Origin of the sequence: Rhodobacter sp. SGA-6-6 (genome assembly GCF_011043545.1) — a bacterium.
Taxonomy (GTDB): domain Bacteria; phylum Pseudomonadota; class Alphaproteobacteria; order Rhodobacterales; family Rhodobacteraceae; genus Pseudogemmobacter.
The window spans coordinates 298,206-311,819 of sequence record NZ_JAAKGP010000003.1 but is presented as its reverse complement, the minus strand read 5'-3'; the positions used below and the strand labels follow the sequence as shown (position 1 = coordinate 311,819).

General features: G+C 70.5%; 14 protein-coding genes. 5 read left to right on the top strand and 9 right to left on the bottom strand.

All coding sequences use genetic code 11. The features are described from left to right. Nucleotides 1–14 precede the first annotated feature (14 nt). A complete protein-coding gene (locus tag G5B31_RS07965; protein ID WP_165015732.1) occupies nucleotides 15–650 on the bottom strand; it encodes a GntR family transcriptional regulator in 636 nt (211 codons plus the stop codon). A gap of 133 nt (nucleotides 651–783) precedes the next feature. Here G5B31_RS07965 and G5B31_RS07960 point away from each other — a divergent pair, with 133 nt between their 5' ends. From G5B31_RS07960 to G5B31_RS07945, 4 genes are all read left to right on the top strand, one after another. Continuing rightward, nucleotides 784–1,434 carry a pyrimidine 5'-nucleotidase gene (locus G5B31_RS07960; protein WP_165015728.1) on the top strand — a complete coding sequence of 217 codons (651 nt, stop codon included), beginning with the start codon at nucleotides 784–786 and terminating at the stop codon, nucleotides 1,432–1,434. A 78-nt stretch (nucleotides 1,435–1,512) separates the two neighbouring features. Continuing rightward, on the top strand, nucleotides 1,513–1,701 hold the full coding sequence (locus G5B31_RS07955) for a hypothetical protein (RefSeq protein WP_165015725.1): 189 nt from the start codon (nucleotides 1,513–1,515) through the stop codon (nucleotides 1,699–1,701). Between the two features lie 60 nt (nucleotides 1,702–1,761). Beyond that, nucleotides 1,762–2,958: a UbiH/UbiF family hydroxylase gene (locus G5B31_RS07950; RefSeq protein WP_165015722.1), complete on the top strand. Its 1,197-nt coding sequence runs from the start codon at nucleotides 1,762–1,764 to the stop codon at nucleotides 2,956–2,958. Between the two features lie 99 nt (nucleotides 2,959–3,057). Continuing rightward, entirely contained in the window at nucleotides 3,058–4,155 is a 1,098-nt protein-coding gene (locus G5B31_RS07945) for a Hint domain-containing protein (protein ID WP_165015719.1), read from the top strand. A gap of 354 nt (nucleotides 4,156–4,509) precedes the next feature. Here the strand turns inward: G5B31_RS07945 and G5B31_RS07940 are convergent, their stop codons facing one another. The 4 genes from G5B31_RS07940 to G5B31_RS07925 form a co-directional block, all read right to left on the bottom strand. Continuing rightward, entirely contained in the window at nucleotides 4,510–5,634 is a 1,125-nt protein-coding gene (locus tag G5B31_RS07940) for an aminotransferase class V-fold PLP-dependent enzyme (protein ID WP_165015716.1), read from the bottom strand. 379 nt (nucleotides 5,635–6,013) lie between these two features. Beyond that, on the bottom strand, nucleotides 6,014–7,114 hold the full coding sequence (locus tag G5B31_RS07935; RefSeq protein WP_165015713.1) for a mandelate racemase/muconate lactonizing enzyme family protein: 1,101 nt from the start codon (nucleotides 7,112–7,114) through the stop codon (nucleotides 6,014–6,016). Nucleotides 7,115–7,213: 99 nt separating this feature from the next. After that, entirely contained in the window at nucleotides 7,214–7,678 is a 465-nt protein-coding gene (locus G5B31_RS07930; protein ID WP_165016292.1) for an Lrp/AsnC family transcriptional regulator, read from the bottom strand. Nucleotides 7,679–7,686: 8 nt separating this feature from the next. Next, nucleotides 7,687–8,142, bottom strand: coding sequence for an Lrp/AsnC family transcriptional regulator (locus G5B31_RS07925; protein ID WP_165015710.1), 456 nt, complete (start codon nucleotides 8,140–8,142; stop codon nucleotides 7,687–7,689). A 131-nt stretch (nucleotides 8,143–8,273) separates the two neighbouring features. Between G5B31_RS07925 and ilvC the strand changes: the two genes are divergently transcribed. After that, nucleotides 8,274–9,296 (top strand): ketol-acid reductoisomerase, encoded by a 1,023-nt coding sequence (ilvC, locus tag G5B31_RS07920; protein WP_165015707.1) that lies wholly within the window; start codon nucleotides 8,274–8,276, stop codon nucleotides 9,294–9,296. A gap of 64 nt (nucleotides 9,297–9,360) precedes the next feature. Here the strand turns inward: ilvC and G5B31_RS07915 are convergent, their stop codons facing one another. The 4 genes from G5B31_RS07915 to G5B31_RS07900 all read right to left on the bottom strand — a co-directional run bounded on the left by G5B31_RS07915 (nucleotide 9,361) and on the right by G5B31_RS07900 (nucleotide 13,555). Next, nucleotides 9,361–10,161 carry a hypothetical protein gene (locus tag G5B31_RS07915; RefSeq protein ID WP_165015704.1) on the bottom strand — a complete coding sequence of 267 codons (801 nt, stop codon included), beginning with the start codon at nucleotides 10,159–10,161 and terminating at the stop codon, nucleotides 9,361–9,363. Nucleotides 10,162–10,270: 109 nt separating this feature from the next. Further along, nucleotides 10,271–11,614, bottom strand: a complete 1,344-nt coding sequence (glmM, locus tag G5B31_RS07910; protein WP_165015701.1) for a phosphoglucosamine mutase — start codon at nucleotides 11,612–11,614, stop codon at nucleotides 10,271–10,273. Continuing rightward, a complete protein-coding gene (folP, locus tag G5B31_RS07905; RefSeq protein ID WP_165015698.1) occupies nucleotides 11,611–12,615 on the bottom strand; it encodes a dihydropteroate synthase in 1,005 nt (334 codons plus the stop codon). Before folP ends, glmM begins: the two co-directional genes overlap by 4 nt. A 46-nt stretch (nucleotides 12,616–12,661) precedes the next feature. After that, nucleotides 12,662–13,555: a dihydroneopterin aldolase gene (locus G5B31_RS07900; protein ID WP_165015695.1), complete on the bottom strand. Its 894-nt coding sequence runs from the start codon at nucleotides 13,553–13,555 to the stop codon at nucleotides 12,662–12,664. Nucleotides 13,556–13,614 lie beyond the last annotated feature (59 nt).

The window sequence follows — 13,614 nt, the reverse complement described above, 5'->3', positions numbered from 1 at the left end:
TATGGCAACCGGAGTTACCGGGTGCGGATTTCTCCGGCCTCGACCCGCAGCCTGGTCTCGAAGGCGCGGCTGATGTGGGTCTTCAGCGCCTGGTAGGCGGCCTCGCCGTCGCGGGCGGCGATGGCGGCGACGATCTCGTCATGCTCGGCCAGCGCCACCTCGTCGCGGCCCTCGGCCGCGAAGGAGGTGTTGGCCATCAGCGCCATCGAGCGGTGCACCAGGTCCAGCTGCTGCACCAGGAAGCGGTTGTGGCTGGCCAGGTGGATCTGCTTGTGGAAGCGCTTGTTGGCCCGGCTGAGCTCGCGCGGATCGCCGCCCAGCAGCGCCCGGTCCTCGGCCACCATGCTTTGCAGCACCCGGATCTCTTCCTCGGTGGCGTGGCGGGCGGCCAGCCGGGCGGCCAGCCCTTCCAGTTCCGTCCGCACCGCATACAGCTCGGCCAGCTGGTTGTGGTCGAGGCTGGCGACGATCAGGCTGCGGCCGTCGCGGGTCAGCATCGCCTGGGTCTCCAGCCGCTGCAGCGCCTCGCGCACGGGCGTGCGCGACACCCCCAGCCGTTCGGCCAGCTCGCTTTCCACCAGCCGGTCGCCGGGCTTGTAGGTCCCGCCCTCGATCTGTTCGAGGATCAGCGTATAGGCATCCTTCTGCACCGCTCTCCCGGCCCTTCCGTCACAATTCCGTCATGCGCCGCGCACCCTAGCCCCCGCCCGCCCCCCGATCAAGCAGGACCGTCCGCGGCAGATCGGCCTTTCCAACCCCGCCGCCGCGGCCTATGACGGGGACATGCCCCGCCATGATTTCCGCCATGTGAAGACCTGGGTCTTCGATCTCGACAACACGCTCTACCCGCCCTCGGCGCGGCTGTTCGACCAGATCGAGGCCAAGATGACCGACTGGGTGATGGCACGCCTGCAGGTCGGCCGGGAGCACGCCGACCAGTTGCGCCGGCATTACTGGGCGCTTTACGGCACCACGCTGGCCGGGCTGATGGCCGAGCACGACATCGCCCCGGGCGACTATCTGGCGGCGGTGCACGACATCGACTTCTCGCCCCTGCTGCCCGATCCGGTGCTGGCGGCGCGGCTGGCGGCGCTGCCCGGGCGGCGGATCGTCCATACCAATGCCGATGCCGCCTATGCCCGCCGGGTGCTGAAGGCCCGCGGCCTGCACGACCTGTTCGACGCCATCTACGGGGTGGAGGAGACGCTGTTCCGCCCCAAGCCCGCCCGCGAAGCCTTCGACGCGGTGCTGGCCGCCGACGGGCTGGACCCCGGCGCCGCGGCGATGTTCGAGGACGACCCGCGCAACCTCGCCGTGCCGCACGCCTTGGGGATGCGGACCGTCCATATCGCGCCGCAGCGGCTGGAGGCGCCGCATATCCACCACCATGCCGAGGACCTGTCGGAGTTCCTGGCCCGGCTGGTCGAAAGCTGAATTCGGGATGCGTCATTCGGTCCGATGGGCCGGCCGCCGCAATCCTGTATTTTCGGGGCAGCATTGATGGAGCCCCCGATGACCCCCCGCAACACCCCTTCCTCCGCACCGCGCGTGCTTCTCGCCATCGCCGCCGCGCTGGTGCTGCTGGTGCTGGCGGCGCTGCAATGGGGGGCGGTGGTCTTCACCCTGGCCGCGCTGGTCATGGTGCCGCTGGTGTTCTGGTTCTTCGTCGCCATCGCCTGGCCCGGCAAGTCGAATTCCTGACCCGCCGGGGCGCTTTGCCGCCTGTTCCCTGCCGCCGCCGCGGCCTATAAGGCAGGCGACATGCGTGAAACCACCGACATCCTGGTCTCCGGCGGCGGCATCGCCGGGCTGACCGCAGCGGCGGCCTTCGGGGCGGCCGGCTTCCGGGTGATCTGCGTCGACCCCGACCCGCCGGTGACGCAGGAAGACGCCAGCGGATCGGACCTGCGCTCCACCGCCTTCCTGCAGCCCTCCATCGCCGTCCTGCAGGCCGCCGGCCTGTGGGAGCGGCTCCTGCCCTTCGCCGCCCCCCTTCAGGTCATGCGGATCGTCGATGCCGGCGGGCCGGTGGCCGAGCCGCGCATCGTCAAGGACTTCGACGCCGCCGAGATTTCCGACCAGCCCTTCGGCTGGAACCTGCCCAACTGGCTGCTGCGCCGGGAAATCTCCGCCCGGCTGGCCGGGATGCCCAACGTCTCCTTCCGCCCCGGCACCGCCGCGACCGGCCTCTTGACCCGCGAGGCCGAGGCGCTGGTGAGCCTCGGCGACGGCACCACCGTCGCCGCCCGCCTGGTCGCCGCCGCCGACGGCCGCAATTCGACGATGCGGCAGGCGCTCGGCATCCCGGTGAAGACCCTGCGCTACGGCCAGAAGGCGCTGGCCTTCGCCGTCACCCACTCGATCCCGCACGGCAATGTCTCGACCGAGATCCACCGCTCCGGCGGCCCCTTCACGCTGGTGCCGCTGCCCGACCGCGGCGGCAAGCCCGCCTCGGCCGTGGTCTGGATGGAGCGCGGGCCGGAGGTCGCCCGGCTGGCCGCCCTGCCGCCAGAGGACTTCGCGGCGGCGCTGAACGCCCGCTCCTGCGGCATCCTCGGCCCGCTGACGGTGGTGTCGCGGCTGACGCAATGGCCGATCATCGCCCAGGTCGCCGAGAGGATGGCGGGCGAGCGCACCGCCCTTCTGGCCGAGGCCGCCCATGTCGTGCCCCCCATCGGCGCGCAGGGGCTGAACATGAGCCTCGCCGACCTGCGCTGCCTGCTGGACCTCGCCGCCGCCGATCCGGCCGGGCTGGGGTCGGCGCGGATGCTGGACGCCTACCACCGCGCCCGCCATGCCGAGGTGAAGCTGCGGGTCGCCGGGGTCGATGCGCTGAACCGCGCCTCGATGCTGGGCGCGCAGGGCCTGCGGGACCTGCGGGCGGGGGCGCTGGACATGCTCTACTCCCTCGCGCCCCTGCGCCGGACGATGATGCGCGCGGGCCTCGGACTGCGCTGACCCTTTCCGCCGCATGCGCCCGATTGCCGGTTTCGCGGTGAGGCGATTGCTGCTAGACTGGCGGAAACACAAAACGTCTCGAGCAGTTCAGAAGACGGCATGGCAACGCTAACCATCATCTCCGTCGGGGGTGTGACCGTCACCGACATGGCCGGCGGTGCGCCGCGCAACGGCCATCCGGTCGAGAAGGCGCTCAACGGCGATGCCTTCAGCTGGGAAAATCCCAACGATCTGAGGCTGACCTTCGACTTCTCGAACACGGCCACCCTGAATTTCGCCGACAGCAACGGCATCCTGTCGGACGATCCCTACAGCGGCTCCACCGTGGTGGACCAGCAGCTGACGCAGGCCGTCACCATCGGCGGGCGGACCTGGACGCCCTCGGCCTCCACCGTCCGCTGGCAGTCGCCGCCGCCGGTGACGGTCGAGGACGAATATCACGTCACCCTGTTCGACGATCAGGGCAACGCCTATGAGCTGGTGGGGGTGTCGATCACCTCGGGCTACGACACCCAGGTGGTGGGCATCGCCTTCCTGGGCGAGGCGCCGCCGGTGGGGACGGCGCTCTATTACATCCAGGGCCAGTCGACCTACACCGGATCGACCTCATCGCCGATTCCGGGGCTGACCGTCGATCCCTCCACCGCGCCCTGCTTCCTGCGCGGCAGCCTGATCGAGACGCCGCAGGGCCCGCGCCCGGTGGAGGACCTTGTGGCGGGCGACCTGGTGATGACGCTGGACCACGGGCCGCAGCCGCTCCGCTGGGCGGGGTCCTCCCGGGTGCCGGGCACCGGCAAGCTGGCCCCGGTGCGTATCAGCGCCGGCCATCTGGGCAACAGCCGCGACCTCTGCCTGTCGCCGAACCACCGGGTGCTGGTCAGCGGGCCGATGGCGGAACTGCTGTTCGGCGAGGCCGAGGTGCTGGTCGCGGTGCGCCACCTGGTCGACGGCCGCTGGGTGCGGGTGGAGCCGCGGGCAGAGGTGGAGTATTTCCACCTGTTGCTGGACGGCCACGAGATCCTGCTGGCCGAGGGCGCGCCGGTGGAAAGCCTCTACCTCGGCCGGCAGGCGCTGGTGGCGCTGGACGCCGAGGCCCGGGCCGAGATCGACGCGGTCTTCCCCGACAGCCCCTGGACGCAGGCCCTGATCCGGCCCGAGATCGCCGGGCGGGAGGGGCGGCTGTTGCGGGTGGCGTGAGGTTTTCCCGAAACCCGATCTTGCGTAGCCGGGCGGGAGAAGGCGAGGCACTGCCTCGCCCCCGCCCGTGCGCATCGCATCAACCGGAGACGCTGGCAGCCCAAGACCCCGAGAGGCCAGCGCCCGCCCATGGCGGGCGAGTAGCGCCCGCCATGGGCGGGGCGGGCGCTGGCCGGGCCTTTGGGCCCCGGCCGGTCCATGGGGAACGGTTGCGCCGTGGCGAAGGCGATGGCCTTCGCCATTGCACCGGCGGAGCGGCGGGGTGAACCCCGCCCTACGGGACCATCCCGACCGGGCCGGCGGGTGGGGCCCGGCGTAGGGCGGGGTTCACCCCGCCGTCCCTCCCCCGATGGCCTACAGCACCCCCTCCGCCGCCCGTTCCAGCCGGGCCACCGTGCCCTCCACGTCCTTCAGCTTGTCCAGCCCGAACAGGCCCAGCCGGAAGGTGCGGAACTCGGCCCCCTCGCCCACCTGCAAGGGCACGCCCGCAGCGATCTGCACGCCCTTCTCGCGGAACTTGGCGCCGCTCTGCACGCCCGGGTCCTCGGTGAAGCTGACCACCACGCCCGGGGCCTGGAAGCCCTCGGCCGCGACCGACTTCACGCCCCGCGCGGCCAGCATCCCCCGCACCGCCCGGCCGAGCGCCCATTGCGCCGCGCGCGCGGCCTCGAACCCCATCGCCTTGGTCTCCGCCATGGCGTCGCGCAGGCCGAGGATCGCATCGGTCGGCATGGTGGCGTGATAGGCGTGGCCGCCGTCTTCGTAGGCCTTCATGATCGCCCGCCACTTCTTCAGGTCCAGCGCGAAGGAATTGGAAGCCGTCTCCTCCAGCCGCGTCTCCGCCGCCGGCGACAGCACCACGATCCCGGCCGAGGGCGAGGCCGACCACCCCTTCTGCGGCGCCGAGATCAGCACGTCCACGCCGGTCGCCGCCATGTCCACCCAGATGCAGCCCGAGGCGATGCAGTCCAGCACCATCAGCGCCCCCACCTCATGCGCCGCAGTTGCCAGCTTCGCCACATAATCGTCGGGCAGGATGATGCCGCTGGAGGTTTCCACATGCGGGGCAAAGACGGCATCGGGGCGCAATTCATGGATCTTCGCCACCACCTCCTCGACAGGCGGCGGGGCATAGGCCGATTGCGGCGCGTTGCCCGACGCCCGCGCCATCGCCACATGGGTTTCGGCCGCGAAGCCGCCGGCCTCGAAGATCTGGGTCCAGCGATAGCTGAACCAGCCGTTCCGCACGATCAGCGCCTTGCCCTTGCCGAACTGCCGCGCCACCGCCTCCATCGCATAGGTGCCGCCGCCGGGCACCAGCGCCGTGGCGCTGCCCTTGTAGACCTCCTTCAGCATCGCCGAGACATCGCGCATCACGGTCTGGAAGCGGGCGGACATGTGGTTCAGGCTGCGGTCGGTGAAGACCACCGAGAATTCCTCAAGCCCCTCGGGGTCGATATTCGGGTGCAGTCCGGGCATGGGTTCCTCCTTCTGTCGCGGCGAGTGTCGGCGGTCGCGCCGGGAACCGCAAGGGGGAGCGGGAACTTGGCAGGCCACATCCGGCCGGGCGGGATGAGGCGCGGCACTGCCTCGCCCCCGCCCGTGCGCGAGGGTTCAACCGGAGACCTGTCAGCCCGAGACCACATAGACCAGCGCCCGACCCGGCGGGCGAGAAGCGCCCGCCGAGGGCGGGGCGGGCGCTGGCCGGGTGCGTTGGGCACCCGGCCGGTCCATGGGGATATGTTCCGCTATGGCGAAGGCGATGGCCTTCGCCATGGAAGCGGAGGGAACGGCGGGGTGAACCCCGCCCTACAGCGTGGGCTCGTCAGGTCAGCGTAGGGCGGGGTTCACCCCGCCGCTACCGCTCGCTCACCCTGTGCCGCGCGGCCGCCAGCCACTCCGGGTTCACCTCCACCCCCCATCCGGGCGCGTCGGTCACCGTGGCGTGGCCGTCCTCGATCCGGTAGGGATCGCCGAGGAACAGCCCCTCCTGCCAGGGGTAGTAGTCCGGCCCCTCGATGGAGAACTCCAGGTATTTCCCGGCGTTCGGGATCGCCCGCAGCAGGTGCATGGTGCACAGCGTCACCAGCCCCAGGTTGGCCGCATGGGGCGTTACGGCCAAGCCGGCGGCATGGCCCATCCGGCAGACCTCAAGCGTGCGGCAGATGCCGCCCATATACATTATGTCGGGCTGCAGGATGTCCACCGCGCCATGTTCGATCGCCAGCTGCCAGGCGGTCAGCTCGCAATCCTGCTCACCCCCGGCCACGTCGATCTTCAACGCCCGCCGCACCTCGGCGGTCTGATCCACTTCCCAATAGGGACAGGGCTCCTCGAAATGACCGATGCCGTGGTCCTCCAGCATCCGGCCGACCTCGATGGCCTTCGCCGGGGAGTAGCAGGAATTGCCGTCCACCAGCTTGTCCACCCCGTCGCCGAGCGCCTTCGACACCACCGGGATCACCGCCTCGGTCCGCCCCGGCCATTCGTCGCGGTCGCGGCCGCATTCGGCGCCGACCCGCCACTTGAAGGCGGTGAAGCCATGGGCGTCGCGCAGCCGCAGGAACCGCGCCGCCTCGTCCTCGGGCGTGATGTCGCGCTTCATCGACGAGGCATAGGCCCGCACCCGCCCCGCCGAGCCGCCCAGCAGTTCCGCCACCGGCTTGCCCTGCACCCGGCCCATCAGGTCCCAGACCGCGGTGTCCAGCCCCGCCTGCGCCCGGCGCAGGTAGCTGCCGGGGAACTTGTGCTCGCGCTCGTAGATCAGTCGCAGCGTGTCCTCCAGATCCTCTACCCGCGTCCCCAGGGCATGGGGCGCCACCTGCCGGTGGAAGACCTCGGCGGTGATGTCGGCCATGTAGGTGGAGCACTGGCCCCAGCCGGTCTCGCCGGTATCCGCCGTCACCCGCACGAAACAGACGTCCGCCGTGCCGAAGGTCTCCAGCTTCGCAATCTTCATTCCACCCATCCGGCTTCATCTGTCCATAAATATCCCGGGGGTCGCCAGTGGTGCGCCATCGGTTCGAGAACCACTGGCGACGGGGCTGGCCCCCGCTCCCTAGGCCAGCCCCAAGGGACCCGGCCGCCGCTCCTCGGTCAAGAGCACATTGGCCTCGACGTTGCCCACCCCCGGCAGGGTCATGATCCGCCGCCGCAGCACCCGTTCGAAATCCGCCAGGTCGCGGGCCACCACCCGCAGGCGGTAGTCGAACAGGCCGAGCACGTGCTGCACCACCTGCACCTCGGGGATCGCCGTCACCGCGCGCTCGAAATCCTCCAGCGAGACCCGGCCCTTGGTGGCCAGCTTCACCCCCAGGAAGACGGTGACGCCGAAGCCCAGCCGCTCGCGGTCCACCTCGATCCGCCGCCCGGCCAGCACGCCGGCCTCCTCCATCCGCCGCACCCGCCGCCAGGCCGCCGGCTGCGACAGGCCGAAGCGGCGGCCGAGTTCGCCGGCCGACAGCGTGCCGTCCAGCGCCAGGGCCCGCAGCAGCGCCCGGTCGGTATCGTCGAGGTCGATCACGGAAGAAGTCACAGCGGCAGCCCCGCGCTGTCCTTGATGGTGGAGACCAGCATCAGCGCCTCCACCTCGGCGATATGCGGCAGCGGCAGGATGCGGGTCCGGTAGACCTCGGTCCAGTGGCCCATGTCGCGGGCGATCACGTTCAGCCGCAGGTCGACGCGGCCGAGGAAGGTCTCGATCCCGATCACCTCGGGCACCTCGCGGGCGGCGAGGATGAACTGGTCGAAGGCGCGCGGGTCGGTCTTGTCCAGGGTGAAGCGCAAGGAGACCTCCACCGCATAGCCGAGCGCACGCCAGTCGATCACCGCCTGCCGGCTGCGGATCACCCCCGCCTCGGTCAGCTTCTCCAGCCGCCGCCAGCAGGTCGCGGTGGTGACGCCGGCCCGCCCCGCCAGCTCGGCGGTGGAGAGCGCAGGTTCGGCCAGCAGATGGCGCAGGAGGCGGCGGTCGGTGTCGTCTAGCATGAATTTTGCAAGTAATTGCACCATTGCGAATGATCAATCGAAAAGAGAGGCCCGGTGTTTAAACTTTGCAGCCATCCTCACACCCCGATCCCTAGATTGCCGCTCCAGACATCACTGGAAAGGACGCCCCGATGCGCGTTTACTACGACCGCGACTGCGACGTGAACCTGATCAAGAACCTCAAGGTCGCCATCCTCGGCTACGGCAGCCAGGGCCATGCCCATGCGCTGAACCTGCGCGACTCGGGCGCCAAGAACGTGGTCGTCGCCCTGCGCGAGGGCTCGCCTTCCGCCAAGAAGGCCGAAGGCGAGGGCCTGAAGGTCATGGGGATCGCCGAAGCCGCCGCCTGGTGCGACCTGATCATGTTCACCATGCCCGACGAGTTGCAGGCGGAAACCTACAGGAAATACGTCCACGACAACCTGCGCGAAGGCGCCGCCATCGCCTTCGCCCACGGCCTGAACGTGCATTTCGGCCTGATCGAGCCGAAGAAGGGCGTCGACGTGATCATGATGGCGCCGAAGGGCCCGGGCCATACCGTGCGCGGCGAATACACCAAGGGCGGCGGTGTGCCCTGCCTGGTGGCCGTCCATAACGACGCCACCGGCAAGGCGCTGGAAATCGGCCTCAGCTACTGCTCCGCCATCGGCGGCGGCCGCTCGGGCATCATCGAGACCAACTTCCGCCAGGAATGCGAGACCGACCTCTTCGGCGAGCAGGCCGTGCTCTGCGGCGGCCTGGTGGAGCTGATCCGCATGGGCTTCGAGACGCTGGTGGAAGCCGGCTACGAGCCGGAAATGGCCTATTTCGAATGCCTCCATGAAGTGAAGCTGATCGTGGACCTGATCTACGAAGGCGGCATCGCCAACATGAACTACTCGATCTCGAACACCGCGGAATACGGCGAATATGTCTCCGGCCCGCGCATCCTGCCCTATGACGAGACCAAGGCCCGGATGAAGGCGGTGCTGCGCGACATCCAGACCGGCAAGTTCGTGCGCGACTTCATGCAGGAGAACGCGGTCGGCCAGCCCTTCTTCAAGGCCACCCGCCGGCTGAACGACGAACACCAGATCGAACAGGTCGGCGAGAAACTGCGCGCGATGATGCCCTGGATCTCCAAGGGCAAGATGGTGGACAAGACGCGGAACTGATCGAAGTATTCGATTTTTCGCCGAAAAATCGGGGCCGGGGGAAACCTCCGGCCCCTTTCGCTTCTCAATCCTCTTCCGCCAGCTTCGCCAGCGCGCCCTCGGGCCAGAGCACGCGGTCGGCGGGGAACAGCCGCAGCGCGCCGTCGGCGTCGTTGCGCCACCAGGCGAAGACCTCGCGGCGGGCGGCGTCCAGCCAGAGGCCGGCGAAATCGGTCTCGCAGACCAGCTTGATGCAGGCGCGGCCGGCATAGTCCGCCCCCTCCAGCCCGCCGGAGCCGAGGCCCGAAATCCGTTCCTCATAAGCAGGGAAATCCGGCCCGAGCCCGGCTTCCAGCGCCCGGTAGACCGGCTCCAGCCGCAGGGCATCGGCGGGGTGGGCATCGGCCAGCTCCGGCAGCGCCTCCCATCCGCGGCCCGCATCCGGGGCGAAGGGGGTCGAGGGGCCGGCGACGATGCCGCCCGCGGGGGTCCAGATCCAGCTTTCGCTCATCTCGCCCGGCACCGGCTCGCTGTCCCAGGTGATGCTGTCCGGGCCGACTTGGGCTTCAAGGGTGGTGCAGGTGTCGACCGGCCCGTCCAGCCGCGCCGCGCCGCCCTCGGGCAGCCAGAGGACGAAGGGTGCGGCGTCGCAGGCATTGCCGCCCGGGCCGGAGACGCCCCAGACCGCCGCCCCGCCCGGCATCGGCCCGGCGCCGTCCGTCAGCAGCAGCCAGTCCTCCAGCACCACCGCGCCATCGGCCGACAGCCGCGAACCGCCGTCGGCCACGTCCTCCAGCGTGACGCTGTGTCCGGCCAGCTGCCAGTCCTCGGCCGCGGCAATCCCCGGCAGCAGCGCCGCCAGCAGGGTCAGGGTGACGGGTTTCATGCGACCTCCCGCAGATGTTGCGTTCCAAGGCTACCCGCCCCTGCCGCGGCAAGGCCAGAGCGGGAATGCCGGACCCGGGCCGGAAAGGCGGGCATCGGCCGAAACGGCCTCAGACCGCCGCCTGCACCGCGCCGACGATCTCGTCCACCACGGCCTCCAGCAGCCCCGGGTCCTCGCATTCCGCCATCACCCGGATCAGCGGCTCGGTCCCCGACTTGCGGATCAGGATGCGGCCCTTGCCCTTGATGCGGGCGGCGTTGGATTCGATCACCTGCTTGACGCTGGCCTCTTCCAGGGGCCGCGCCCCCTCGGCGAAGCGCACGTTCTTCAGCATCTGCGGCACGGTCTCGAACTGGCGGACCAGCGCGCTGGCCTTCTGCCCCGTCCGCACCATCTCGGCCAGGAACTGCAGCCCGGCGATCAGCCCGTCGCCGGTGGTGGCGTAGTCGGTCATCACGATATGGCCCGACTGCTCGCCGCCGAGGTTGAAGCCGCCCGCCCGCATCGCCTCGACCACGTAGCGGTCGCCGACCGCGGTGCGTTCCAGCCGCAGCCCGCGGGCATCGAGGAAGCGTTCCAGCCCCAGGTTGGACATCACCGTCGCCACCAGGGTGCCGCCCTTCAGCCGCCCGTCCTCGGCCCAGCGGGCGGCGAGAAGCGCCATGATCTGGTCGCCGTCGGCGACATGGCCGTTCTCGTCCAGGATCATCACCCGGTCGGCGTCGCCGTCCAGCGCGATGCCGACATGGGCGCCGTGGGCGACCACCGCCTCGGCCGCGGTCTCGGTATGGGTGCTGCCGCAGCGGTCGTTGATGTTGGTGCCGTTCGGGGAGACACCGACGGGGATCACCTCGGCCCCCAACTCCCACAAAACCTCGGGCGCGGCGCGGTAGGCGGCGCCGTTGGCGCAATCGACCACCACCTTCAGCCCGTCCAGCCGCAAGCCGGCCGGGAAGCTGGTCTTGACGAATTCCTGATAGCGGCCGCGGCCGTCCTCGATCCGCTTCGCCCGGCCGATGTTGCCAGCCTGCGCCAGCTGGATCTCGCCCGCCAGGATCGCCTCGATCTCGGCCTCGGCCGCGTCGGACAGCTTGAACCCGTCCGGGCCGAAGAACTTGATGCCATTGTCCTGATGCGGGTTGTGGCTGGCGCTGATCATCACGCCCAGGTCGGCGCGCATCGAGCGGGTCAGGAAGCCCACGCCCGGCGTCGGCACTGGGCCGAGCAGCAGCACGTTCATGCCGGTGGAGGTCAGCCCCGCGGTCAGCGCGTTCTCCAGCATGTAGCCGGAAAGCCTGGTGTCCTTGCCGATCACCACCCGATGCGCGGCCGATCCCTCGCGGCGGAAATACCGCCCCGCGGCGGCGCCGAGGCGCAGGGCCACCTCGGCCGTCATCGGGAAGCTGTTGGCCTGCCCGCGCACCCCGTCGGTGCCGAAGAGTTTCCGGCTCATGCCTGTCCTCCGTTCACGGCCTGCCACAGAAGCAGCGCCTGTCGCGTCTCGGGCACGTCATGCACCCGGATCATCTGCACCCCCTGCGCCACGCCCGCCAGCGCCACCGCGACCGAGCCGGGCATCCGCGCCTGCGCCTCCGCCCCGCCGCCGATGCTGCCGATGAAGCGCTTGCGGCTGGCGCCCAGAAGGATCGGGCAGCCGAGACCGTGGAACAGCGACAGCCCGCGCAGCAGCGCGAGGTTGTGCTGGACGGTCTTGCCGAAGCCGATGCCCGGGTCGAGCGCGATCCTCTCGCGCGGGATGCCCGCAGCCTGCGCCGCCGCCAGCCGTTCGGCCAGCCAGTCGTAGACATCCAGCAGAACATCGTCATAGCGCGGGTCGGCCTGCATGGTTTCCGGCGTGCCCTGATGGTGCATCAGGATCACCGGAGCGCCCCTTGCGGCGGCCAGCGGGCCGAGTGCTGCGTCGAAGGTCAGCGCCGCCACGTCGTTCACCACCTGCGCCCCGGCGTCCAGCGCCGCGGCGGCGACGGCAGCCTTGCGGGTGTCGATGGAGACCGGCGTCTGCAACCCGCCCGCGCGCAGGGCGGCGATCACCGGGGCGGTGCGGGCGATTTCCTCGGCGACCGGCACCGGCGCCGCGCCCGGCCGGGTGCTTTCGCCGCCGATGTCCAGAATGTCGGCGCCTTCGGCCATCGCCCGGGCCTGCGCCAGGGCATCCCCGGCCGCAAGGAACAGCCCGCCGTCCGAGAAACTGTCGGGGGTCACGTTCAGGATGCCCATGATCCGCGGCGCGGCCATCGACAGCCCGGCGAAATCCGCGCGGGGGGCGGCCAGCGGCTCCAGCGCCGCGCCGGCCTCGGCGGCGGGGACCACTTCGCCCGCCCTGCCCCGCTCCAGCCGCTCGACGTGGGAGAACCACAGCCCGCCGCCCGCCAGCGGCACCGCGCCTTTCGGCCGGGCCGCGCCGGATTGCACGAGGGGACGCCAGTAGATCATGCGCCCGGGGATGCCGGAGGACGCGGAGGTTGGCAAGGGGGAAGGATCAGCCGCGCTCGACCTGGACGCGGCTTCCCGCCGGCAATGAAACAGGGCCGTGAACCAGCAGGCTTTCGGCGGCCAGTTCCTCGGCCAGCCACAGCGCCAGCGCCACCGGATCGGTGGCCTTCGGCCCGTCCACCGCATCCAGCACGATCTTCGACGGCGCCCAGACCACGGACCGGCCCCGCTTCACCGCCCAGTCGATTTCCGTCCGGCTGGCCACCACCACGCAGCGCGGATCGCGGGCGGCCAGCGCCCAGGCGTTCTGCTCGATCGCCAGCAGGTCGATGCGGCGCTGCGTCGGCTTGTGGCCGGTGACGGGGCGGGGGAAATCCGGCAGGCCGACGCAGAAGACCACCGGCACGCCGCGCGACAGCAGGACATCCAGGCGCGCGGCCAGGTCGGGGGCCTGGGCGGTGGCATTGTCGAAATAGACCACCAGCGGATGCACCGCCTCGCCCTCCGCCCGCAGCGGCACCTCGGCGCGGGAGCGCACAATCTCCACCCCGAGCGCATAAGGGCCGACATCCAGCTTCTCGATGCGGATGAAGGCGCGCATCGCCTGCGGCTCGGCCAGGATGCGCTCGGCCAGCCGCTCGGCCAGCGTCTCCAGCAGGTTCAGCCGCTCCTCGGCCAGTTCGGCGGCGATGGCCTCGGTGATCCGGTCGTAGGAGAGGATGCGGTCGACGTCGTCGTCCAGCGGCGCCGGCGCAGGCCGCACTTCGACCACCACGTTGAAGCGCAGCCGCTGCTTGTGGCCGCGCTCCTTCTGGAAGGCGCCGATGTCGGCCTCGACCACATGGTCGCGCAGGGAGATGCGGTCGCGCGGATCGCCGCCGGCCGAGGCTTCGGCCCGCTCCTCGGGATGGGCGAAGGCAAGCTTCGTATCGGTGGTCATCGCGGCCCCTCCCGGCGCGTCGGGCGACTGCCCTGCCCTTGCCCCAATGCGGGCGGCAA